Source organism: Bacillus sp. FSL K6-1033 (genome assembly GCF_038630765.1).
Taxonomy (GTDB): Bacteria; Bacillota; Bacilli; order Bacillales; family Bacillaceae; genus Bacillus; species Bacillus altitudinis.
The window spans coordinates 3698864-3723291 of sequence record NZ_CP152041.1 but is presented as its reverse complement, the minus strand read 5'-3'; the positions used below and the strand labels follow the sequence as shown (position 1 = coordinate 3723291).

At 40.7% G+C, this 24428-nt stretch carries 26 protein-coding genes; 22 read left to right on the top strand and 4 right to left on the bottom strand.

What is annotated here, in order from left to right; all coding sequences use genetic code 11:
* Positions 1–620 precede the first annotated feature (620 nt).
* The 11 genes from rpmH (at position 621) to MHH31_RS19030 (ending at position 10964) form a co-directional block, all read left to right on the top strand.
* Positions 621–755, top strand: a complete 135-nt coding sequence (gene rpmH / locus MHH31_RS19080) for a 50S ribosomal protein L34 (protein ID WP_008360908.1) — start codon at positions 621–623, stop codon at positions 753–755.
* A 78-nt stretch (positions 756–833) separates the two neighbouring features.
* Positions 834–1193 (top strand): ribonuclease P protein component, encoded by a 360-nt coding sequence (gene rnpA, locus MHH31_RS19075; RefSeq protein WP_008347592.1) that lies wholly within the window; start codon positions 834–836, stop codon positions 1191–1193.
* A 158-nt stretch (positions 1194–1351) separates the two neighbouring features.
* The gene (spoIIIJ, locus tag MHH31_RS19070; protein WP_089374159.1) at positions 1352–2134 is read left to right on the top strand and encodes a YidC family membrane integrase SpoIIIJ; all 783 of its coding nucleotides are present in this window, start codon (positions 1352–1354) and stop codon (positions 2132–2134) included.
* A complete protein-coding gene (gene jag, locus MHH31_RS19065; protein WP_113767277.1) occupies positions 2131–2754 on the top strand; it encodes an RNA-binding cell elongation regulator Jag/EloR in 624 nt (207 codons plus the stop codon). The genes spoIIIJ and jag overlap by 4 nt, the downstream gene beginning before the upstream one ends.
* Positions 2755–3156: 402 nt before the next feature.
* Positions 3157–4536, top strand: a complete 1380-nt coding sequence (mnmE, locus tag MHH31_RS19060) for a tRNA uridine-5-carboxymethylaminomethyl(34) synthesis GTPase MnmE (RefSeq protein ID WP_039169035.1) — start codon at positions 3157–3159, stop codon at positions 4534–4536.
* Positions 4537–4553: 17 nt separating this feature from the next.
* Positions 4554–6440, top strand: a complete 1887-nt coding sequence (mnmG, locus tag MHH31_RS19055; RefSeq protein WP_008347584.1) for a tRNA uridine-5-carboxymethylaminomethyl(34) synthesis enzyme MnmG — start codon at positions 4554–4556, stop codon at positions 6438–6440.
* 13 nt (positions 6441–6453) lie between these two features.
* On the top strand, positions 6454–7173 hold the full coding sequence (rsmG, locus tag MHH31_RS19050; protein WP_007497477.1) for a 16S rRNA (guanine(527)-N(7))-methyltransferase RsmG: 720 nt from the start codon (positions 6454–6456) through the stop codon (positions 7171–7173).
* 105 nt (positions 7174–7278) lie between these two features.
* Positions 7279–8154 (top strand): nucleoid occlusion protein, encoded by an 876-nt coding sequence (gene noc / locus MHH31_RS19045; RefSeq protein WP_024718432.1) that lies wholly within the window; start codon positions 7279–7281, stop codon positions 8152–8154.
* 128 nt (positions 8155–8282) lie between these two features.
* The gene (locus MHH31_RS19040; RefSeq protein ID WP_052320951.1) at positions 8283–9116 is read left to right on the top strand and encodes a YiiX/YebB-like N1pC/P60 family cysteine hydrolase; all 834 of its coding nucleotides are present in this window, start codon (positions 8283–8285) and stop codon (positions 9114–9116) included.
* A gap of 239 nt (positions 9117–9355) precedes the next feature.
* Entirely contained in the window at positions 9356–10117 is a 762-nt protein-coding gene (gene soj / locus MHH31_RS19035) for a sporulation initiation inhibitor protein Soj (protein WP_008360890.1), read from the top strand.
* Positions 10110–10964 (top strand): ParB/RepB/Spo0J family partition protein, encoded by an 855-nt coding sequence (locus MHH31_RS19030; RefSeq protein WP_017359871.1) that lies wholly within the window; start codon positions 10110–10112, stop codon positions 10962–10964. Before soj ends, MHH31_RS19030 begins: the two co-directional genes overlap by 8 nt.
* A 25-nt stretch (positions 10965–10989) precedes the next feature.
* Here MHH31_RS19030 and yyaC read toward each other — a convergent pair whose 3' ends face one another.
* Positions 10990–11616 (bottom strand): spore protease YyaC, encoded by a 627-nt coding sequence (yyaC, locus tag MHH31_RS19025; RefSeq protein WP_025208343.1) that lies wholly within the window; start codon positions 11614–11616, stop codon positions 10990–10992.
* A gap of 72 nt (positions 11617–11688) precedes the next feature.
* Between yyaC and MHH31_RS19020 the strand changes: the two genes are divergently transcribed.
* Positions 11689–12744, top strand: a complete 1056-nt coding sequence (locus MHH31_RS19020) for a hypothetical protein (protein WP_080964591.1) — start codon at positions 11689–11691, stop codon at positions 12742–12744.
* Positions 12745–12769: 25 nt separating this feature from the next.
* On the opposite strand, the gene MHH31_RS19015 is transcribed toward MHH31_RS19020, so the two are convergent.
* Both MHH31_RS19015 and MHH31_RS19010 read right to left on the bottom strand, forming a co-directional pair.
* A complete protein-coding gene (locus MHH31_RS19015) occupies positions 12770–13180 on the bottom strand; it encodes a hypothetical protein (RefSeq protein ID WP_024718438.1) in 411 nt (136 codons plus the stop codon).
* A 15-nt stretch (positions 13181–13195) separates the two neighbouring features.
* Entirely contained in the window at positions 13196–14515 is a 1320-nt protein-coding gene (locus MHH31_RS19010) for a hydrolase (RefSeq protein ID WP_342495136.1), read from the bottom strand.
* 294 nt (positions 14516–14809) lie between these two features.
* Between MHH31_RS19010 and MHH31_RS19005 the strand changes: the two genes are divergently transcribed.
* The 10 genes from MHH31_RS19005 (at position 14810) to wrbA (ending at position 22716) form a co-directional block, all read left to right on the top strand.
* Positions 14810–15016, top strand: a complete 207-nt coding sequence (locus tag MHH31_RS19005; protein WP_008347561.1) for a DUF951 domain-containing protein — start codon at positions 14810–14812, stop codon at positions 15014–15016.
* Between the two features lie 215 nt (positions 15017–15231).
* Entirely contained in the window at positions 15232–16332 is a 1101-nt protein-coding gene (ychF, locus tag MHH31_RS19000; RefSeq protein ID WP_007497458.1) for a redox-regulated ATPase YchF, read from the top strand.
* A 108-nt stretch (positions 16333–16440) separates the two neighbouring features.
* Entirely contained in the window at positions 16441–16728 is a 288-nt protein-coding gene (gene rpsF, locus MHH31_RS18995) for a 30S ribosomal protein S6 (RefSeq protein ID WP_008347557.1), read from the top strand.
* 36 nt (positions 16729–16764) lie between these two features.
* Complete coding sequence (gene ssbA, locus MHH31_RS18990) at positions 16765–17307, top strand: single-stranded DNA-binding protein SsbA (RefSeq protein WP_007497456.1); 543 nt, start codon at positions 16765–16767, stop codon at positions 17305–17307.
* Between the two features lie 41 nt (positions 17308–17348).
* Positions 17349–17588 (top strand): 30S ribosomal protein S18, encoded by a 240-nt coding sequence (gene rpsR, locus MHH31_RS18985; protein ID WP_008347556.1) that lies wholly within the window; start codon positions 17349–17351, stop codon positions 17586–17588.
* Between the two features lie 199 nt (positions 17589–17787).
* A complete protein-coding gene (locus tag MHH31_RS18980; RefSeq protein ID WP_251185617.1) occupies positions 17788–18753 on the top strand; it encodes an ABC transporter ATP-binding protein in 966 nt (321 codons plus the stop codon).
* Complete coding sequence (locus tag MHH31_RS18975) at positions 18746–20263, top strand: ABC transporter permease/substrate-binding protein (protein ID WP_342495135.1); 1518 nt, start codon at positions 18746–18748, stop codon at positions 20261–20263. Before MHH31_RS18980 ends, MHH31_RS18975 begins: the two co-directional genes overlap by 8 nt.
* 211 nt (positions 20264–20474) lie before the next feature.
* Positions 20475–21425: a ring-cleaving dioxygenase gene (locus tag MHH31_RS18970; RefSeq protein WP_017359878.1), complete on the top strand. Its 951-nt coding sequence runs from the start codon at positions 20475–20477 to the stop codon at positions 21423–21425.
* Positions 21422–22033, top strand: coding sequence for an alpha/beta hydrolase (locus MHH31_RS18965; RefSeq protein ID WP_024718443.1), 612 nt, complete (start codon positions 21422–21424; stop codon positions 22031–22033). The genes MHH31_RS18970 and MHH31_RS18965 overlap by 4 nt, the downstream gene beginning before the upstream one ends.
* Before the next feature lie 59 nt (positions 22034–22092).
* Positions 22093–22716 (top strand): NAD(P)H:quinone oxidoreductase, encoded by a 624-nt coding sequence (gene wrbA / locus MHH31_RS18960; protein ID WP_045034926.1) that lies wholly within the window; start codon positions 22093–22095, stop codon positions 22714–22716.
* A 48-nt stretch (positions 22717–22764) separates the two neighbouring features.
* Here the strand turns inward: wrbA and katX are convergent, their stop codons facing one another.
* On the bottom strand, positions 22765–24354 hold the full coding sequence (gene katX, locus MHH31_RS18955) for a catalase KatX (protein ID WP_008347541.1): 1590 nt from the start codon (positions 24352–24354) through the stop codon (positions 22765–22767).
* Positions 24355–24428: the final 74 nt, after the last annotated feature.

The following is a 24428-nucleotide window of genomic DNA, read 5'->3' as shown; positions in this document are numbered from 1 at the left end:
AAGGCTTCTCCCCCCTCCTTTTCTTTTTAAAATGACCAGTATCAAACTGTTATAGAACACGAAAAAGAGCAAATGGTCATCACCATTCGTGCACATACTTTGTTGAAAACAATTAATATAGTAGAAAAACGTCTTTTCGACAAATTACACAGGTTGTGGATAAACAATTCAACAAGCTGTGTAATAACTTTCCACAGGTTATCCACAAATTGTGGATAAGATAAATAGGCCAGATAAGTAATTAAGAGTTAAAACACAAATATAATATCAAAATAAACAAGATGGTGCAATGGGTGTGACAAACTTATCCACACACTTTACATCCTGTTGAAAAATAATTATCCACATAGGTTATTTGTGTGAAAAAAATGTCGATAATGGATGTGGATAGTCAAAATATGCCGGAAAAATATCCACAACCTTGTTTTGAAGGTTTTTTTGAAGGAAAAAAAGAATAAAATGCTGGAAACTAAAAAAGAAGGTTTCTTCACTTGATAACTTGTGTTATGCTTATAAGGTTGATAATAAGAGTTTTATCATTGATATTGACAATCGATGGGTTACACAAATATAATGAGTTAGACTGTCTTAAACAGCTATTCCTCAGGGAGGTGTCATAAATGAAAAGAACGTTTCAACCAAATAACCGTAAGCGTAGTAAAGTTCATGGCTTCCGCAGCCGTATGAGTTCTAAAAACGGACGTCTAGTTTTAAAGCGACGCCGCAGCAAAGGTAGAAAAAAATTATCAGCTTAGGCCACTGAATAATGTCAGTGGTCTTTTTTACATAAAATCGTAAATGAACTGTCAGTTTTTATCGGAGTGGAAGAAAACATGAAGAAGCGAAACAGGCTAAAAAAAAATGAAGAGTTTCAAACAGTGTTCAAAAAAGGTCAATCAATGGCTAATCGCCAATTCGTCATTTATCAGCTGGACCAACCAAATCAAGAAGAACTGCGTTTAGGATTGTCTGTCAGTAAGAAGATAGGTAATGCAGTGATAAGAAACCGGATTAAACGATTGATCCGTCAGGTGTTCTTAGAGGAAGGTCATAAGCTAAAGCAAGAAAAAGACTACATTGTTATCGCACGAAAACCAGCAAGCGAATTGACCTTTGAAGAAACAAAGAAGTCTCTCCAGCATTTATTTAGAAAATCCGCTGTTTATCAACAACAACCGAAAAAGTCTTCGTAATAGAAACTTTCGTTGAATCAATTTTTAAAAGCGCTTCCTTCATCTAGTGAATTAAAATGAAACCACCACTTTGTAATGAAAAAATGTTACCATACTGATTAGGTGAGTCACTTTCGTAATCAATTCCAACTTAAATAAAGTTTGAAGTAATGGGAGGAATCTTGTTGAAAAGGCGATTATTACTAATATTTAGCTTGATTGGCGTGTTGGTTCTATTGGCAGGATGTACACAAATCAATGAACCAATCACATCAGATAGTAAGGGATTCTGGAATTCTTACATTGTATACCCGCTATCTCAATTAATCACTTACATGGCAAACTTAACTGGTGAAAACTATGGTGTAGCGATTATTATTGTAACTCTTTTAATTCGTTTGCTCATTTTACCATTAATGATTAAACAATTAAGAAGTACAAAAGCAATGCAAGCACTTCAGCCAGAACTAAAGAAGCTTCGTGAAAAATATAGTTCAAAAGATCAAAAAACACAGCAGCAGCTTCAACAGGAAACAATGGCTCTTTTCCAAAAGAATGGTGTAAATCCATTAGCAGGGTGTTTCCCAATCTTAATTCAAATGCCAATCTTAATTGGTTTTTATCATGCGATCATGAGAACAGCTGAAATCAAGAAACATACTTTCTTATGGTTTGACTTAGGCAGTCCAGATCCATTATTCCTGTTACCGATTATTGCAGGTGTAGCTACTTTTATTCAGCAGAAGCTAATGATGGCTGGAAATCCTTCGGACAACCCTCAAATGGCGATTATGCTTTGGGTGATGCCGATTATGATCATTGTATTTGCAATCAGTTTCCCAGCGGCACTTTCACTGTACTGGGTTGTAGGTAACATTTTCATGATCATTCAAACTTTGGTCATTAAAACACCTCAAGTAAAAGTTGATACAAAAGAAAAAGCTGGCGGGAACAAAAAATGAAGGAAATAACTGCTGTCGGTCGCACAGTCGAAGAAGCAGTAGATTCCGGACTGAAACAAATTCAACTACTACAAGAAGAAGTGGATATCACAATAGTAGATGAAGGAAACAAAGGGTTTTTAGGATTATTTGGTAAAAGACAAGCTGTTGTCAAGTTAGTAGAAAAGCGAGATGCGCTCAAATTAGCAACACAGTATTTAGATAAAATTGTTAAATCAATTGATCCTAAAGCAAACATTGTTTCGAAAAAAGAAACGAAAAAGATCTCTTTTCACATTAATGGAGACAAAACTTCATTAATGATTGGAAAAAGAGGACAAACATTGTACTCTTTAGAAACCTTGGTGCAGTTAGTGTTTAATCGTTATTCTGATCAGTATCATCATATTACAATTGATATTGGAGATTATAGGAAGAAACGACAAGAAGCACTTGAACAATACGCAATCAAAACGGCAAATCGTGTTTTAAAAACGAAGAGAAAGGTTCATTTAGAACCGATGCCTTCGAATGAACGAAAAGTCGTTCATGATACGATTGCAGCATTTTCTAAAGAACTTGCCACGGCATCCGAAGATACAGGCACCAAGCGTCATGTTGTGGTGATGTATAAAAAATAGCAGAAAGGCTAAGATTCAGCAAAGCTGGATTTTAGTCTTTTTTTATTGAAAAATTGCCTTTTAATAGTAGATTACTCCTTTATTTCTAAAAGGTTAGTGTGTTATTTAGATCGAAAACGTCATTTTCCCTTAGTTGCAAAGGGAGAAGGGCGTTTTAATTTATTGGATTTAGGTGTAAGATGTGAAGACAAGTTTAGAACGTCGTTATTCACATGTGGATAAGTTAAGTGTTAAAATAGACAGGGTGCAAAACTGTGGATAATTAAATGTGGGCTACTTTCGCTTCGCATGCATTTATGGTATCTTTAAATTTTGGATTAAGCGTTTTTGATATAGAGATGGGCAACGTCCATTTAATAGATATAAGACTGTCTATTGAATAGAGAAAGAGGTGAATGAGCGGTGGATACAATTGCAGCAATTTCTACACCAATGGGTGAAGGGGCAATTGCCATTATACGTTTAAGTGGGCCTGATGCAGTTCAGATTGCTGATCGCATGTATAAGGGGCCTAAGGAGAAAAAACTTGTATCAGTGGATTCTCATACAATTCATTATGGTCATATTGTAGATTCAAGTACCGAGCAAGTGATAGAAGAGGTCATGGTGTCTGTATTAAGAGCGCCAAAAACATTTACGAGAGAAGACGTTATTGAGATCAACTGCCATGGCGGAATTGTCACGGTCAATAAAGTCTTGCAGCTTGCTTTAAAAGAAGGAGCGAGATTAGCGGAGCCAGGTGAGTTTACAAAACGTGCTTTCCTAAATGGAAGAATCGACTTGTCACAAGCAGAAGCCGTAATGGACTTGATTCGTGCAAAAACTGACCGTGCGATGAATGTCGCAATTACTCAAATGGAGGGACGTCTCTCCGGTTTGATTAAACGTCTTCGAGGTGAGATATTGGAGACACTTGCCCATGTAGAAGTGAATATTGATTATCCAGAGTATGACGATGTTGAAGAAATGACACATCGAGTCTTAGTTGAAAAGGCGACATCTGTGAAAAAGGAAATTGAATCGCTTCTAACGACTTCACAGCAGGGGAAAATCCTACGTGAGGGCTTATCTACTGTTATTATTGGAAGGCCAAATGTTGGGAAGTCTTCCTTATTAAATAGTCTTGTTCAGGAAACAAAGGCGATTGTGACCGATATTCCTGGAACAACCAGAGATGTCATCGAGGAATATGTGAATGTAAGAGGAGTACCGCTCCGTTTAGTAGATACTGCGGGTATACGTGAGACTGAAGACATTGTTGAGCGTATTGGGGTCGAGCGATCAAGACAGGTCTTAAAAGAAGCTGACCTGATTTTACTTGTGCTCAATTATAGTGAGGAGTTATCTGAGGAAGATATTAAGCTATTTGAGGCTGTCTCAGGTATGGATATTATTGTGATTGTCAATAAGACAGATCTTGAGCCTAAACTTGATGTAGAAAAGGTAAAAGAGTTAGCGAAGGATCGTCCGGTTGTTACAACATCTTTATTACAAGAAAAAGGGATTGATGAGCTTGAAATGGCCATTCAATCTTTATTCTTCACAGGCTCAATTGAAAGTGGAGATTTAACGTATGTGAGCAATACTAGGCATATTGCGCTCCTTCAAGAAGCAAAACAATCGATTGAAGATGCTCTAGAAGGAATTGAAATGGATGTACCGATCGACATTGTTCAAATAGATTTAACACGCTGCTGGGAGCAGCTAGGTGAAATTATTGGGGATGCTGTTCATGAAAGCTTAATTGATCAGTTATTCTCTCAATTCTGTTTAGGAAAGTAAAGGGAGGAACAAAAGAAATGGGTTATGAAGCTGGCCAATATGATGTAATCGTCGTCGGTGCCGGTCATGCTGGTGTTGAGGCTGCTCTTGCTTCTGCAAGACAGGGCGCCAAAACACTTGTATTGACCATCAATCTCGATATGGTTGCTTTTATGCCATGTAATCCGTCCGTAGGAGGTCCCGCTAAAGGGATTGTCGTCAGAGAAATTGATGCGCTAGGCGGAGAAATGGCACGAAATATAGATAAGACACATATTCAAATGCGTATGCTGAATACTGGGAAAGGACCTGCTGTCCGTGCGTTAAGAGCGCAAGCAGATAAGTTTCAATATCAGCACGAAATGAAAAAAACAATGGAAAATGAACCAAACCTAACAATGCTGCAAGGGATGGTAGACCATTTAATTGTAGAAGATGATGAATGTAAAGGTGTTGTGACTCAAACAGGTGCAAATTATCGCGCGAAGTCTGTTGTTCTAACGACTGGTACTTTCTTAAAAGGCCGCATTATTTTAGGGGATCTTTCTTATTCAAGCGGTCCTAATAATCAGCAGCCTTCCATTAAATTATCAGATCATCTAGCAGAATTAGGATTCGATTTGGTTCGCTTTAAAACTGGGACACCACCTCGAGTAAACAGCCACTCGATTGATTATAGTAAGACGGAAATTCAACCAGGTGACGATGTACCACGTGCGTTTTCTTATGAAACTGTGGAATATATTACAGATCAATTACCATGCTGGTTAACATACACGAGTTTAGAGACTCATCAAATTATTGATGAGAATCTTCACCGTTCTCCTATGTATTCAGGTATGATTAAAGGAACAGGCCCTAGATACTGCCCGTCTATTGAGGATAAGGTGGTTCGTTTTAATGATAAACCGAGACATCAAATTTTCTTAGAGCCAGAAGGCCGTAATACGCAAGAAGTGTATGTTCAAGGTTTATCTACAAGTCTGCCAGAGGATGTACAGCAGCGAATGCTGTCAACCATTCCAGGGCTTGAAAATGTACAAATGATGCGAGCGGGTTATGCCATTGAGTATGATGCGATTGTGCCTACACAATTGTGGCCGACACTTGAGACGAAGAAAATTTCTGGATTATATACAGCTGGCCAAATCAATGGTACCTCTGGTTATGAGGAAGCTGCAGGTCAAGGAATTATGGCAGGTATCAATGCAGGAAGAAAAGCATTGGGTAAAGAAGAAGTCATTTTAAGCCGATCTGATGCATATATCGGTGTTCTCATTGATGATCTTGTCACGAAGGGTACAAATGAACCTTACCGTCTTTTAACTTCTCGTGCAGAGTACCGCTTACTTCTGCGTCATGACAATGCTGATTTAAGATTAACGGAACTTGGATATAACATTGGTTTAATTTCTGAAGAGAGATTCCAAGCATTCACACAGAAAAAAGAGGCCATTGAAGCAGAGAAAAAACGTTTATATTCTGTCATTATTAAACCTACAGTAGAGACACAGGAATATATTCGTTCACTTGGTGGAAGTGAATTGAAGGACGGTATTCGAGCAAGTGATCTGATGAAGCGTCCAGAGATGAACTATGAATCTGTTGTGAAACTAGCTCCTGCTGACACACCGCTTCCTGCTGATGTGTGTGAACAGGTAGAGATTCAAATTAAATATGAAGGTTATATTGAAAAGTCGCTCCAACAAGTTGAAAAGCTGAAAAAGATGGAAAACAAAAAGATTCCGGATCGAATCGATTATGATGCCATCAAAGGGATTGCAACTGAAGCGAAGCAAAAGCTAAAAGAAGTCCGACCGCTTTCTGTTGCACAGGCTTCTCGTATTTCAGGCGTTAACCCTGCTGATATTTCTATCCTTTTAGTGTATTTGGAGCAGGGACGTATTGCGAAGATAGCAGAGTAGAAAGGATGTCGGCATGAACATTGAACAATTTACAGCAGCACTAGAGGAGAAAGGGATTACTCTTTCTCCAGTGCAGCTTGAACAATTTGAAACTTACTTCCATATGCTTGTAGAATGGAACGAGAAGATGAATTTAACGTCCATTACAGAAAAGGAAGAAGTATATTTAAAGCATTTTTATGACTCGATATCAGCAGCATTTTTTATTGATTTTCACAATGTGACAACAATTTGTGATATTGGAGCTGGTGCTGGTTTTCCAAGCATTCCTCTTAAAATTTGTTTCCCTCATCTACATGTGACCATTGTTGATTCTCTCCAGAAACGCATTACGTTTCTTAATGAGTTAGCAAAAGGGTTAAACTTACAAGATACTACTTTTTATCATGATCGTGCGGAGACCTTTGGACAACGTAAAGATCAACGTGAAAGCTATGACCTTGTCACCGCTAGAGCAGTTGCGCGCTTATCTGTCTTGAGCGAACTATGCCTGCCTCTTGTGAAAAAGGAAGGATTGTTTGTTGCATTAAAAGCATCTGCTGCAGATGAAGAGATGCAAGCAGGAAAAAAAGCTGTCACTGTCCTCGGAGGAGAGGTTGTTGAAAAGCATTCCTTTGTTCTTCCTTTAGAAGAAAGCGAACGGAACATCATTGTCATTGAAAAGAAAAAACAAACACCAAAAAAATATCCTAGAAAACCAGGAACACCTAATAAATCACCAATAGAGGGTTGATCATGTAAAAGGTCGGTTTTTCTTCAATATTTATGATTTTACAGAAGGAAAAAACATGAGAAAATAGAATTATAAAAAGGTAGTTTTTAAAGGTGGTGTAGGTTCATGAAGCATTCACTCTCACGCTTCTTCGGGCTTGGTGACAAAGAACATCCTGAGCGTGATACCGAAATAGAGGCAGAGATTGCTGAGCATGAAACATTAAAGGAAGAGATACAGGAGCTCCCGGTCGACACAATTATGCCTAACCGTTTTCAGCCACGCACCATTTTTTCAGAAGAAAAGATACAAGAGCTGGCCACAACCATCCATACCCATGGCATTATTCAACCGATTGTTGTTAGACCAACAGAAGAAGAAGGAAAATATGAACTGATCGCCGGCGAAAGACGTTGGAGAGCGGTACAAACTCTTCAATGGGAGAAGATCCCCGCTATTATAAAAGATTTTACTGATACGGAAACGGCATCTGTGGCATTGATTGAAAATTTGCAAAGAGAAGAGCTGTCTGCAATTGAAGAGGCTCATGCTTATGCACGTCTTTTAGAGCTTCATGATTTAACGCAAGAAGCGCTTGCTCAGCGTTTAGGTAAGGGACAATCGACTGTTGCAAACAAACTAAGACTTTTAAAGTTGCCTGAAGAGGTACAGCAAGCTATTTTGGAGAAAAAAATCTCAGAGAGACATGCCCGTTCACTTGTACCTCTAAAGCTGCCAGAATTACAGATCACGCTGTTGCAGGAAATCATCGAAAAGCAGCTGAATGTGAAACAGACTGAAGAGCGTGTAGTGAAGATGCTTGAACAAAAAACAGATCGCAAACCGAAGCCGAAACGTAAGGCGTTTAGCCGAGATACGCGAATTGCGATGAATACCATTCGTCAGTCTCTCCACATGGTAGAAGACAGCGGACTTAAAATAAATACCGAGGAAGAAGAATTTGAGGAATATATCCAATTAACGATTCGAATTCCTAAATAGAAAGAAGCTGATGAGCATTACTCGTCAGCTTTTTTGTCTTTCTCTCCCTTCAATTCATGATATTTACTTATTATTAATTAATTGGTAAAATATGATTTTCATAGTAGAAGGGAGGTGACATATAACCGATGAAAATGAAAAAGACTATTTTTGCTATTATCTGTTATTTACTAATCTCTTTTTCTCTTTTTTCAAATGAAACGACTGTGTTTGCTGTGAGCACATCAACGAATCATGATACTCATTCAGCGGAAGAAACGATTACGAAAGAAGAACTGAGTACTCTGAAGAAACAAGGTGTGGTTTCGACAGATGTAACGGTTCAACAATTAAATCAAGAGCAAGCGTCTCAGGACGATGCGATCGATGTGATCACAGCTGATGATGATTTGGAGAACTATGGTTTAAGGCAAAACAAACAGGATGAAATGGTAACAGATGAAAGTCCGAATACCATTCGCCATCTTTTTGGTAAACCGTATCCTGGAACCGATATTATGCCTCAAAAAGGGGATATATTGGTGACGAGCACTGGAGCTTTAAATGGTTTAATTGGTCATGCAGGCATCGTCATTAATGAGAAAAGCTATGCATCCATTCCTGGGTTCCGGCAGCATCCAAATATTGATTCCATTCAAAGCTGGTTTCGCTATAGTGCCAATACAAAGGTGATTCGGATTAATCATCAGGAAAAGGCAGATTTAGCAGGGGATTGGGCGCATGATTACGTGAAAGACCATCCGAAGGCTCGATATTCGATCACTATGTCTATTCAATCCTTGGACCCTACTTATTGTTCAAAGATTGTATGGCAGGCTTACGCGAAAACCGGGGACGCTGTTGGACATGCCACATTTACCATTAAAGCACCCTATGGGTTTTTGAAAAAGAAGAACTATAAAACAGTGACACCTAAAGTCATTGTGAGCGAAGGTCGTAAAATTGGCGGATTAAACTTTTGATTGTATCTCCCTCACTTTTCATGAAAAGTGGGGTTTTTTTTGTCTCGTTATTTTCTTTAAAAAGATATATTAATATATCTTCTAAGCGCATTTTTATGCATCTATTCATGTACGGAAACACAGATTCATTCACGAATTTATAATGGGGGAACAAAAAAAGCAAACGTTTCATACTTTTTTTGATAGAATAGGAAGTATGAATGAATGAGAAACTTGTTAAGTTGAAAGTGGGTGACATCGTGGGGAAAATCATAGCGATTACCAACCAGAAGGGCGGCGTTGGGAAGACGACAACTTCTGTTAATTTGGGTGCGTGTTTAGCATACATAGGAAAACGAGTGTTGTTAGTTGATATTGATCCGCAGGGAAATGCCACGAGTGGTATTGGGATTGAGAAGGCAGACGTAGAGAAGTGCGTGTACGATATTTTAGTAGACGATGCAGATGTACTTGATGTGATTAAGACGACAGAGGTCGAAAATCTTGATGTCATTCCTGCGACGATACAGCTTGCAGGGGCGGAAATTGAGCTTGTGCCTACGATCTCACGTGAAGTGAGGTTGAAAAGAGCACTTGAATCTGTGAAGCAAAATTATGATTATATGATTATTGACTGCCCGCCATCGCTTGGGTTACTGACGATTAATGCGTTAACTGCATCCGATTCTGTTTTAATACCGGTTCAGTGTGAATATTATGCGCTTGAAGGATTGAGTCAATTGTTGAATACGGTTCGTCTTGTGCAGAAACATTTAAATACCGACCTTGCCATTGAAGGTGTCTTACTGACAATGCTGGATGCAAGAACAAACCTTGGAATCCAAGTCATCGAAGAAGTAAAAAAATACTTTAGAGATAAAGTCTATCAGACCGTGATTCCGAGAAATGTGAGACTAAGTGAAGCGCCTAGTCATGGGAAACCTATTATCTTGTATGATCCACGTTCAAGAGGTGCAGATGTCTATTTAGACTTAGCAAAGGAAGTGGATGCGAATGGCTAAAGGTCTTGGAAAGGGTATTAATGCGCTATTTAACAATGTGGATTCCAATGAAGAAACTGTCGAAGAAATTAAGTTGAAGGATTTGCGCCCGAACCCTTATCAGCCGAGGAAAACGTTTGATGATGATGCATTGTCTGATCTCAAGGAATCGATTCAGCAGCATGGTGTTTTACAGCCGATTATTGTTCGTAAATCGATTAAAGGATATGACATTGTCGCAGGAGAACGCCGGTTCCGTGCAGCACAACAAGCTGGTTTGACAACGATTCCTGCGATCGTCAGGGAATTTTCAGAAACACTGATGAGGGAGATCGCTCTTTTAGAAAACTTACAGCGCGAGGATTTATCTCCATTAGAGGAAGCAGAAGCCTATGCCTCCTTACTAGATCACTTAAGTGTGACTCAAGAGGAATTAGCCAAGCGGTTAGGAAAAAGTAGACCGCATATTGCGAACCACCTTCGTCTATTAACATTACCGGATGAAGTACAAAAGCTGATTGCGGATGGAACATTATCCATGGGACATGGACGCACGCTGCTTAGTTTGAAAAACAAAAAGAAGCTGGCGCCATTGGTAAAGAAGGTCGTGGACGAAGGATTGAATGTCCGTCAGGTTGAGAAACTTGTTCAGCAATTAAATGAAAATGTTCCACGTGAAACAAAGAAAAAAGAAGCACCAAAGGATCGCATGTTGAAAGAAAGAGAATCTTTCTTACAAAATTACTTTGGTACTTCAGTGACGATCAAGAAACAGAAGAAAAAAGGGAAAATTGAGATTGAATTTCTCTCAAATGAAGATTTAGAAAGAATCCTTGAATTGCTTTCTACGAGAGAATCATCGGAATGACCATCTTGATATGAGATGGTCTTTTTTATATTCTTCCCGTGATATTTTGAATAGGGGTGAAGAGAGAACGGCTTTTTTCTCTCGTCCAATCCATTTGATCAATGTGGGATAGACTTTCAGAAAGTGTATTGGCCATAGACATCACAAGATGAAGACGTGTGTTTTGGAGAACGAAGTATTCCATAAAACCGCTCACGTTGACGATTCCATTAATATGAATATTGCCTACTTCTGGCAGCTCTTTTTGCACACCTGCACCGGGCTTTAACGGTCCTTCTCCAATTTGAAACGATCCTACACTTTTCACTCTACCTAAACAGGCATCAACGGCTACGATAAATGGGTGTTTATGAGCTTGTTCAATTTCAGCGAGCTTTTCCTTTAAATTGACCGCATGCACTGGATCAGAGAGAGTGCCGTATACATGCAGCTTTTTTAAATCAAGACTTGAAAGCTTTGTTCCTACAAGTGGACCTAGAGAGTCACCGGTTGAGCGGTCTGTTCCTATGCAGACGATGGCAACGGGTCTTTTTCCTGCTTTCTGAAGATGCGAGAATAAAATACTTTTAAGCTGCTGAATGGCATTTGTATCCGTATGGGACACGTATTCTTTCACCCTATTTCTTAAAAAAAGACCGTTCTTGCTATTCATAGGTCTCACTTCCTTGTCATAGTAGTTAGTATCAGTATACGGAAACAAGCTTAATTCTATACCTATGAGGTGATGATTGTGTGGAAGGCTGGTTCAAGGTGGACGCTTTTAATTTTAGGAAGCTTGATAGGAGCGGGATATGCCTCCGGTCAAGAAATTTGGCAGTTTTTTGGCCTTGATAGCGGACTAGCCATTCTACTGTTTACGCTCATGTTTATGCTGTCTACCTATGTGGTGTTAAAAATCAGTTATGAGGTGCGTGCCGATCATTTTGTGCCGGTGTTAGAGCGTCTTGTAGGTCCTTGGCTGGCCAAGGTGTATGATATTTTAATTGTTCTTTATCTATTCACGACAACAACAGTCATGATTGCCGGTGGCGGGGTGACACTTGAGATGTATCATGTGCCATTTTGGGTTGGAATCGGTGCATTTTGTTTATTCTCATTTATGATTTTTTTCTGGGATGTGAAAGGGCTCTTATCTGTGAATGCTTTCATTATACCAATTTTGGTGGCGGGGCTCATCTATGCGTTTGTTTTTTATTATATGAATCATGATCATATGTGGAGAATTGATTTTGGCCAGCAATACAATTGGCCTGCCAGTATCGTCTTTGCTTCTTTGAATATATTATCTGTTGTGGCGGTGCTGTCTTCAGTGGGGAAAGAAATGAAGGGGCTTGGAGAGGCCAAGGTTGCGAGTATATTAAGCGGTTTGATTTTTGGTGTCATTTCTTATGTGTATAACGAAATACTAGTTGATATTTCTGGGAGTCTTTCAGCAGAGGGGATTCCTTTGTTTACAGTATTAGAGGGGGCACCAACATCATTGTTTGTGTTTATGACCATTGTTCTTTGTTTAGCGATTTATACAACAACCGCTGCGGGATTATTTGGTTTATCCAGCCGCATGCTCTCTTTTGTACGAATGCCCCGCTGGCTCATTGTATTCATCATGCTTCTTTTGATGGCACCTTTAACCTCTCTTGGATTTGCTGATTTGATTGCTTTCTTGTATCCGATTTACAGCTTGCTCAATCTTTATTTGCTTGTCTGTTTAATGCTGTATCCGATTTTAAGTAAAAAGATATTTTTTCGTTCTAAAAATTATACTGATAAAATAAAATAAGCACCTCTCTTTCAAAGAGAAGTGCTTATTTTATCCGAATGGAATCAATCGCTTCCTTGATATCGTCATATACAGGCATGTGCTGGAGACGCTGCATGCGTTCCTCTATTTCTGAGATGGCTTGTCCCTTTAAATGCTGGGATACATGCTGTTTGACAATGGTTGTCTGGTTCATCATGTCTTCTGTTTTGGATAATTGGTACCCCAAGTGCATGCGTGTGTTTGCCAATTCATCGTGAAGCCGCATTTTCAGCAATCGCTTTAAATCTTTTCGTTGTCCTTCTCTGCGCATGGCCTGAATAGCGGCAATTTCTTCAGGTGATTGCGATTGTGTTTGTGGTGCAGATTGACTTTCGAATACAGACATGGAGCGGCGGGCACTCACATTTTGCAAGAAACGCTGGGCGTCACTAGGAGGTTTATTTTGATTGATCATATGGCAACTCCTTTCTTAACGAATACCCATTTGCATCGCAAGGCGTCTATCTGCCTTGGCATAGTCATCACCCATTGTGTACATATGTCTTGAAAGGGTGGAAAGTTCTTGTTCGTAGTCTCTCAAGGTGTACAAGGCATTCAGTTGTTTTTCATGAGAATAAAAGGATGATTGTGGCTGCTCCATCCTTACTTCCTCTAACAGTGCTTCTACATCGCTATGGGTTAATAAATCATAGTGACCAAAGCCGACAAGTCCTTTCAGTTCTTGTTTTACATGATGGACGGCATCTTTTACACTATCATCAATTCCATCTATTTTCTCAAATACAGTGTGTACTTCATGTTCAATAATACTTTGTAGATCATAAGATGAATTTTTTAGTAAATGGGATTTTATGATAATTTCAAGCCCACTTTGTGCATATGCACGGCCTGAATGGATTTCTTGTAAAAGCATCGCTGTAAAACTTGTATTGTGATCAAGCTGTTCATCTAAAATACGAGCGGTTCCATTCGAATGGAATGAATACCCATTTATTTTAAACTCTCCTGAAACGAGAGCTAAAAATGCATTTGTATCAAATGATTCGTTCCATTCTATATTCATCGATGCAAAAGCTGATCTTAAAAAGGTATCAATTTCTCTTGGTTTATATTTTATGGATTCTTGGACCGATCCCTGCTCCCGGGGCGGTACGGTGTACTTGACTTGTCCAACTCCATGATCATGGCGATTGAGTAAACCTACATAATGATTGGGTTGAATATATTCTGTGAGAACATGGGTGTATTTTCCTTCTACTGCTTTTTGCTGAATGGAAGGTGCCAGGCTGCTCCATATATTTGGGCTATCGAATGTGATTGCTTTTTTGACAGCTGGCTGTTCTGTCGCAATGTAAGCACAAACAGCACCGGCAAGCGCTTGTCCAGTGAGATAGATGGTTGCATTCGGGTGCTTCTGACAGACGTCCTCGATGTATTCCTTCCCTTTAAAAAAGACATGATCTTGTTTTCCGGCTAAGGATTTTCTTTCAATGGGGTAGGCATAATCCGTTTTTAACAATGATTGGGTAGCCGTTTGAACATCTTGTGTCGATGTCACCGTCATTTGTTTTGGCAGAGGACAGTGAAACGCGACAATGAACTCATCTGACTGTTCCTGCTGCATCGTTAAACCATATAATTGATGATCTATTTTTAGAAAATCGTTGACAGTGAGCGTATGCTGACCTACTTCTATCGTATGGTTCTGCTGGTAATTCTCTGCGTTTCCAGCGTGATCGGATATGATTTTATAATCTTTGTCGGTTAATCTATCCTTTCGATTGACCATCGTACCTGCTCCCTCACATAACATTTATGCAGATATCATAAATCAAAAAATATGGAAAAACCACAGCGTTCTACCAATAAAAACCTTTTGACCTACAGTGTTTGTGACAATATTGAAAAAAAGCGGAGTTTAAGTAACTATTGGTCACAAAAAAAATGATCTAAAAGAAGGGTTTTTTCTATAAAAAAGAACGGGATTGATACATGACAGCGGCTCTTTATTTTGTGCATTGCTCTCCATCGGCGTTTTTTTGTACAATAGATTTAATGAAGTGAGCAAGAGAGGTGAATGCTGATGGCAGACAAAGCGTTTGGGTTACATGATGTTGTTGAAATGAAAAAACCCCATCCATGTGGTGCCAATCGGTGGAAAGTCATTCGTTTGGGCATGGATATTCGTATTAAATGCGAAGGGTGCGGGCACAGCGTGATGATTCCAAGAAGAGATTTTGAACGAAAAATGAAGAAAATTCTCGTCAAGCATGAGGAGCCAACTGCTTAAGTAGGCCTCATGCTTTTTTGATGAAATTTGTCTTTTGTTCAGAGAAACAGATGCAATTTCTTATTTTAAAGCTCCGATTTAGTCTTTTTGGTAATGTTTCTTCTATTGAAAATGCATGATGGTTAGCTTGTCTTTTCATGTAAACCTACTTATAATTGCTCTAGGTTCATATTACGCAGTATAACGAGCACGTTTCATATAGAGGAGATGAAAGAATGGCTTTAACAGCTGGTATTGTTGGCTTACCTAACGTCGGGAAGTCAACGCTATTTAATGCAATTACACAGGCTGGAGCGGAGTCTGCTAACTATCCGTTCTGTACCATTGATCCAAACGTCGGAATTGTAGAAGTTCCAGACGAGCGTTTGCAAAAACTAACAGAATTAGTGCAGCCAAAAAAGACAGTTCCGACTGCTTTCGAATTCACTGATATTGCTGGTATTGTGAAAGGTGCATCTAAAGGAGAAGGTTTAGGAAATAAATTCCTTTCTCATATTCGTCAAGTAGATGCGATCTGTCACGTGGTGAGAGCTTTTGCTGATGATAACATTACACATGTGTCAGGTAAGGTTGACCCAGTGTCAGATATTGAAACGATTAATTTAGAATTGATTTTGGCTGATCTAGAAACGGTTGAAAAGCGTTTAACTCGTGTGAGTAAGCTTGCGAAACAAAAAGATAAGGAAGCGGTAGCTGAATTTGATATTTTGGAAAAGCTGAAGGACGCATTTGAAGCTGGAAAATCTGCAAGATCGGTTGAATTTACAGATGAGCAGCAGAAGCTTGTGAAGCAGCTTCATTTACTCACGTCAAAACCTATTCTGTATGTAGCAAATGTGAGTGAGGACGAAGTAGCAGATCAGGACGGAAACGAATATGTACAGCAAATTCGTGAGTTTGCATCTGGCGAAAACGCTGAAGTCATCGTCGTTTGTGCGAAGATTGAGTCTGAAATTGCAGAGCTTGAAGGAGAAGAGAAGCAAATGTTCCTTGAAGAGCTAGGCATCAAAGAATCAGGTTTAGATCAGTTGATCAAAGCGTCTTATTCACTTCTTGGCTTAGCTACGTATTTCACAGCAGGTGAGCAAGAAGTACGTGCTTGGACATTTAAAAAAGGAATGAAGGCACCAGAATGTGCTGGAATCATTCATACGGACTTCGAGCGTGGATTTATTCGTGCTGAAACGGTTGCTTATGAAGATTTACTAGCTGGCGGAAGTATGTCTGCTGCAAAAGAAGCAGGAAAAGTTCGTTTAGAAGGTAAAGAATATATAGTGAAAGATGGAGACGTCATTCATTTCCGTTTTAACGTATAGGTTCTTGTCATAGGCCAAGTAATTTGTTATAATATACAATTGTGAGTAATATAATTTATTGCTCCTTGCCCGTATAGGGCCGCTTAGACCAAAAGGAGGTGCAATCAGATGAGAAAGTACGAAGTTATGTACATCATCCGCCCAACAGTTGACGATGAGGCTAAAAAAGCAGTTATCGATCGTTTTAATAACGTGTTAACTTCTAACGGTGCGGAGATCACTGGAACAAAGGATTGGGGTAAACGTCGTCTTGCATACGAAATCAACGATTTCCGTGAAGGCTTCTACCAAATCGTAAACGTTCAATCTGACGCTGCAGCAGTTCAAGAATTTGACCGCTTAGCTAAGATCAGTGACGATATCATTCGCCACATTGTTGTTAAAGAAGAAGAATAAATCATTGAAATATATATTTAAAGGTGGTCTTTCAATATGCTAAACCGTGTTGTATTGGTCGGAAGACTAACAAAAGACCCTGAGCTTCGCTACACGCCTAATGGTGCGGCTGTAGCCACGTTTACTCTAGCTGTGAATCGTACGTTTACGAATCAATCTGGAGAGCGTGAAGCCGATTTCATTAACTGTGTTACTTGGAGAAGACAAGCCGAGAACGTGGCTAATTTCTTGAAAAAAGGAAGTCTTGCCGGTGTAGACGGTCGCTTGCAGACAAGAAACTATGAAAACCAGCAAGGACAGCGTGTCTTCGTGACAGAAGTTCAAGCTGAAAGTGTTCAATTTCTTGAGCCTAAAAGCGGCGGTGCTGGTTCAGGTGGATACAGCGGCGGTGGCAATAGCGGAGGCCAGTATTATGGCGGCAGCCAAAATGATCAGAATCCATTTGGAAATGAACCAAGTCAAAATCCATATGGCAATCAAAACAACCAAAATCGTAATCAGGGAAATAGCTTCAATGATGACCCATTTGCGAATGATGGTAAACCGATTGACATCTCCGATGATGATTTGCCATTCTAATTGATCTGAAAAAAATGACCAAAGGAAAGGTGTGAAAACAAATGGCAGGTGGACGCAGAGGCGGTCGTGCGAAACGTCGTAAAGTATGTTTCTTTACTTCTAACGGAATCACGCACATCGATTACAAAGATGTTGATCTTCTTAGAAAGTTTGTTTCTGAGCGTGGTAAAATTTTACCTCGTCGTGTAACAGGAACTAGCGCTAAGTATCAACGTAAATTGACATTAGCGATTAAAAAATCACGTCAAATGGCATTACTTCCATACGTTACTGGTGAGTAAGTCGTTGACTTAAAAGCGAAGGGCCTTGAGCTCTTCGCTTTTTTTATTTGTCTCACTTTTATGAGAAAGTCGTTTCTGGCAGTCTAACTAGGGGAAGTATGTAAAAAGAGAGTCAACGTGACAGTTTGTTCTATACAAATACTAGGTTAATCTGTCATATTGGTATTTTAAAATATACTTGCAGTCAGGGCGTGGGAAGATGATTGAATTTAAGAATGTATCGATGCAATTTTCTGATGACCGCTATGCCGTTCAATCTGTTGATTTGGAGATTCAGAAAGGTGAATTTTTTGTATTGATTGGACCTAGTGGAAGCGGGAAAACGACGACTTTGAAAATGATCAATCGTCTCATCTCTTCTACAGAAGGTGAGATTTACATAAAGGGTCGAACCATCAGCGATTATGATATTTATGAGCTGCGCTGGGATATTGGTTATGTGCTTCAGCAAATAGCGTTGTTCCCTCATATGACCATAGAAGAGAATATTGCTGTAGTGCCAGAGCTGAAACAATGGAAGCGGACTGAGACGAATCAGCGTGTTGATGAGTTGATGTTCATGGTGGGGCTTGAGCCTGCTACCTATCGACATCGAAAGCCAGCAGAGCTTTCAGGAGGACAGCAGCAGCGAGTCGGCGTAGCACGGGCGCTTGCTGCTGATCCTGAGATTGTCCTGATGGATGAACCTTTTAGTGCGTTAGATCCACTGACGAGAGAGAAATTACAAGATGATCTGCTTGAGTTACAGCGCCGTATTCAAAAGACCATCGTTTTTGTGACACATGATATGCAGGAAGCCATGAAGCTTGGGGATCGGATATGTGTGATGAATGAAGGAAAAGTGGTGCAGGTTGGACGCCCAGAGGAATTGATTCAGCATCCAGTGAATCCATTTGTGCGGGAGTTTGTTTCAGGAGCTGCCCATCATGTAGACCATCAAGCATTTGAGATGACAACTATTTCTCAGCCCATGCCTCAAGATGATCTGTTAGGCGATGAGGTGGTCTCCATCCATGCGACGCTGGAAGAGGTTCTATCTCGACTGGCAGAGCATGAAGAGCTTGTTCTTGAGAAGGATGGGGAACGGATCGGGCTCATCACTCGTCAAGCGGTGATTCAGTATTTAGCCGGTACTTCTGCTGAGAGGGGCGAGACACATGAATGAATGGACCAGTGTGTTATGGGCTCGAAAAGATCAGCTCGGACACGCCTTACTTGAGCATATTCAAATTTCCTTCATTGCGTTATTTCTAGCGATTTTGATTGCCATTCCATTAGGGATTTATTTAACGAGAGTTCCTAAGATAGCAGAGTGGATCATTGGGGTGACGGCTGTCTTGCAGACAATTCCGTCTTTGGCGCTGCTTGGACTGCTGATTCCTCTCGTTGGGATTGGTCAAGTGCCCGCAATTATCGCTCTTGTCGTCTATGCTCTTCTTCCTATTTTAAGGAACACATATACAGGCATTCGTGAGGTCGATCCGTCGCTGCGTGAAGCGGCGCTCGCTATGGGAATGAATCACCGCAAACGCTTATTAAAAGTAGAACTCCCTCTTGCTATGCCTGTGATCATGGCAGGTATCCGAACGGGGATGGTCCTCATTGTAGGGACAGCCACTCTTGCAGCTCTTATTGGGGCAGGTGGATTAGGGAGTCTGATTCTGCTTGGAATTGATCGAAATGATATGTCGTTGATCATCATTGGTGCTATTCCAGCTGCATTACTTGCGCTCTTATTTGATGTGGTCTTGCGGACACTTGAGAAAATCTCCTTTAAAAAAACCGTGATCTCTGTGACGGTCTTTGCTGTAATAGCAGGAGCAGTTGTCGCTGCCCCATTGCTGTTTCAACAAGAAAAGAAAGAGATCACCATTGGAGGGAAGCTGGGGTCAGAGCCTGAAATTTTGATCTCCATGTATAAGCTTTTAATTGAGCAGGATACAGATATCCAAGTCAATCTTAAGCCTGGTCTTGGTAAGACGTCCTTTGTTTTTCAAGCACTGCGGTCTGGTGATATTGACATCTATCCTGAATTTACAGGGACAGCGATTTCTGAATTTCTGAAAGAAACAGCGAAAAGCACGGATAAGGAAAAAGTGTATGAGCAAGCGCGCCAAGGTTTGGCGTCATCCTTTCAGCTTCAGCTTCTTCAGCCGATGGCTTATAACAATACATATGCTTTAGCCGTGCATCAATCACTAGCGGATCAATATGATTTATCAAAGATTTCAGATCTGGGTCAAATCAAGAATCGTATACGTGCTGGCTTTACTTTAGAGTTTTCTGATCGTCAGGATGGATATTTAGGCATTCAAAAAGCTTATCAGTTTTCTTTTGACGATGTGGTCACGATGGAACCGAAACTTCGATATCGAGCCATTCAAAAAGGGAATATTCAGTTGGTCGATGCGTATTCGACAGACAGTGAATTGAGACAATACAAGTTGAAGGTGCTTGATGATGACAAGCATGTTTTCCCGCCCTATCAAGGAGCGCCCTTGCTAAGACAGGAGACATTAAAAGAGTATCCTGAGATTGAGGCCTCTCTCAACAAGCTCGCTGGTCAAATCACAGATGATGAGATGAGAGAAATGAATTACGAAGTCAATGTGAAGGGGAAAGATGCATTTCAAGTAGCCGAAGCCTATTTAAAAAAGAAAAAATTGCTTCAATAATCAAGGGGAAGCAGGTCTGCTATATATAAAGCGGCCTGCTTTTTGAAAAGAAAAAAACAAAAATCATTGACATCTATTTCAAAAAAGAATATCCTTAATTCGAGATAAATATATTTTTTGTCATATATCTCGAATTCGAGATAATATAAAAGCGTCAGTCAAGACATAATGAGTAGATACATGTTACGTCATGAAGAGGAGGTCATTAGAAGTGAAGAAAACAGAAGGAATTCACCATATCACAGCAATTGTTGGTCATCCTCAGGAGAACGTTGATTTTTATGCAGGTGTTTTAGGTCTGCGTCTCGTGAAAAAGACCGTCAATTTTGATGATCCAGGCACATACCATTTATATTTTGGAAATGAAGGAGGTTCTCCAGGTACCATTATTACGTTTTTCCCTTGGCCAGGTGCACAAAAGGGACAAATTGGAGCAGGTCAAGTAGGTGTGACAACATATGTCGTTCCGACCGGTGCCTTCTCTTTTTGGAAGGAACGCCTTGAGCAGTTTGACGTTTCTTATGAAATGATTGAACGCTTTGGTGAGGCCTTTCTCTCATTTGAAGATCCGCACGGTTTATTGATAGAACTTGTAGAGCGTGAAGAAGGAAAACAGAATGACTGGACATTTAATGGGGTGACACCAGAAGTAGCGATTAAAGGGTTTGGCGGAGCTGTTTTATTAACTTCACAGCCTGAGCAAACGATGCAGCTGCTAGAGCAAACGATGGGACTTGAAAAAGTCGGCACAGAAGGAGATTATGTGAGATTCCGTTCGTTTGGAGAAATCGGCAATGTCATTGATGTGAACAAGACACCTGTTGCACGAGGACGTATGGGCGTTGGTGTTGTACATCATATTGCGTGGAGAGCAACAGATGATCAGGATCAATTAGATTGGCAAAGACATGTTGCGCAAAGCGGATATCAAGTGACGCCTGTGCAAGATCGAAATTATTTCAATGCGATTTATTTTAGAGAGCTTGGCGGCATATTATTTGAGATTGCGACCGATCCTCCAGGGTTTGCACACGATGAATCTGTGGAAACGATGGGTGAAGCGTTGAAACTGCCACCGCAATATGAGGCGCAGCGTAGTCAAATTGAACAAATCGTGCTGCCGATTGAGGTAAGAGAAATCAAAGGGAAAGGAGATTCATGATGAAGCATCTTTTTCAAAAAGGAAAGAATGAACAAAAACCTGTCCTTCTCATGCTGCATGGAACTGGCGGGACAGAGCAAGACTTATTGCCGCTTGCAGAAGTGGTAGACCCTGAAGCATCTGTTCTTAGTGTGAGAGGAAATGTATCAGAAAACGGCATGCCGCGTTTTTTCAGGCGTTTGGCAGAGGGTGTTTTTGATGAGCAAGATTTAATTGAGCGTACAGAGGAATTATATACATTTATCGGGGAAGCAGCAGATAAGTATGGATTTGATCGTCACAATGTGGTAGCCATCGGCTATTCAAACGGGGCGAACATTGCTGGAAGTCTGTTATTCCATTACGGAGATGCGCTGAAAGGAGCGATCCTGCATCATCCAATGGTCCCAAGACGAGGGGTTTCATTACCTTCATTAGCGGGGAAACAAGTCTTTATAGCAGCTGGTGAAAATGACCCAATGTGCCGTCCTGAGGAATCTCAGGAACTGGAGCAACTGCTTCAGGAGGCGGGAGCATCCGTAACGCTTCATTGGGAAAATCGTGGACATCAGCTAACGAGAGAAGAAGTCGATGCTGCGGCATTGTGGTATCGTCGTCAATTTAAATAAGGTGGGGAATACAGGTGGGATTTTTACAGAAGCTATTTGGGCAAACCAAACAAAAGGAGATGGAACAAGTGGAAAACGTAAAACTAGCGATTATTTATTATAGTTCAACAGGTACAAACTATCAGATGGCAAAATGGGCTGAGGCTGGAGCGAAAGAAGCTGGTGCTGAAGTCAAAATTTTAAAGGTTCCTGAATTGGCACCAGAAGCCGTTGTTGCATCAAATCCAGCATGGAAAGCACATTTAGATGAAACAAAAGATGTCCCTGAGGTTCAGTTAAGTGACTTAGAGTGGGCAGATGCCATTATTTTCAGCATGCCGACACGTTTCGGTAACTTACCGGCTCAAATGAAGCAATTCTTAGACACAACAGGCGGTTTATGGTTCCAAGGGAAACTAGCAAACAAAGCAGTGAGTGCGATGACATCTGCACAAAACCCAAATGGCGGACAGGAGCAAACAGTTCTGAGCCTTTATACAACGATGTTCCACTGGGGAGCCATTATTGCCGCTCCTGGATACACGGATGATTCCTTATACGGCGCAGGGGGTAACCCTTACGGTGTGAGTGTGACTGTTGACCAAAATGGAAAGATCCAAGAGGATGCAGAAGCAGCCGCAAAACATCAGGCGAAACGTACAGTAAATGTAGCAGAATGGATCAAAAAAGGTCAAAACGCTTAATAGATGTATACAAAAAGAATGCAGCCACTCCGCTGCATTCTTTTTTCATTAATAAGGATCTGAAGGTGTGCTGTTGTTGATCGCATCGTTGACAGCCTGTGCCGCGCCTGTTGATCCAATGGGTCCGCTTGGCTCCTCTTGTTTGAAGGCTTTTAAGCCATCGGCCACACGTTTTCCATAGTCAGGATCAGCTTTTGTGAAGTTTTCGATCATTTGGTCTTGGATGTCTTTTTGGCAGGTAGCTAAGGTGTTGACTAAGTTTTTAATCAGTTCCTCACGTTCCCAATCATTGAAGCGACGATAGGTTTCTCCGGCTTGTCCGAAATTGTTCGGGCGGTCAATGGCTTCTCGTTTGACTTCACCCTCTACAAAAGGCGTATGATCCTTTCCATCTTGCTGTGCTTCTTTTAATCCTCCGAGAATGGACGGTTCATAATTCACATGGGGGTTTTGTCCTTTTCCTTGATCCACATGATATTCCATTTGCCCATCTCGCTGATTGGTGGCAACATGCTTTTTCGGTGCATTGATCGGCAGCTGTAAATAATTTGGCCCGACTCTATATCGCTGCGTATCAGAGTAAGAGAAGGTACGTCCTTGCAGCAATTTATCATCTGAGAAATCTAATCCGTCTACAAGAACCCCCGTCCCAAAGGCAACCTGTTCCACTTCTGCAAAATAATTTTCTGGATTTTTGTTTAGCACCATTCGTCCGATCGGTTTCCATGGATAGTCATCCTTGTACCAGAGCTTTGTCGGATCGAGTGGATCAAAGTCTAGATGGGGGTGGGTGTCATCTTCCATGATTTGCGCGTATACTTCCCATTCAGGATGATCCCCTTGTTCAATGGCTTCATATAAATCCTGTGTGGCATGATTAAAGTTTTCCCCTTGAATGGCTTGGGCTTGTTCTTGTGTCAGGTTGCGAATTCCTTGCTTTGGTTCAAAGTGATATTTGACCAACACTGCTTTTCCTTCATGATTCACCCATTTATAGGCATGGACGCCAGAGCCTTGCATGTGCCGGTATGTGGCAGGAATACCCCATGGCGAGAAGAGAAATGTCACCATATGTGTTGCTTCAGGTGATTGTGAAACGAAATCAAAAATGCGCTCACCATCCTGACGATTGGTGACAGGGTCAGGCTTAAAGGCATGAACCAAATCAGGGAATTTCAAAGCATCTCGAATAAAGAAAATTTTGAGGTTGTTCCCAACGAGATCCCAGTTGCCGTCTTCTGTATAAAATTTGATCGCAAATCCCCGCGGATCGCGTAAAGTTTCTGGTGAATGTCCGCCGTGAATAACAGAAGAGAATCGAACGAAGACAGGGGTCTTTTTTCCTTTCTCTTGAAATAATTTGGCTCTTGTATAAGTGGAAATGGGTTCGTCACCGAATGTACCGTAGGCTTCAAAGTATCCGTGTGCGCCAGCACCTCGTGCGTGAACGACACGTTCAGGGATGCGTTCACGATCAAAATGACTGATTTTCTCTAGGAAATCGTAGTTTTCAAGCGTAGTCGGTCCTCTATTCCCAACGGTTCTCATGTTTTGATTATCTGTTACCGGGTGACCTTGGCGATTCGTCAAGGTTTCTTCTGACTCTGAAGATGATGTAGGCTGTTGATCTTCTTTCAAGGTAGAATCCCTCCTTCAATATCTCCCTAACAATATGGTCATGTTGCTCCCTATTTCATACAAGGATTGATATA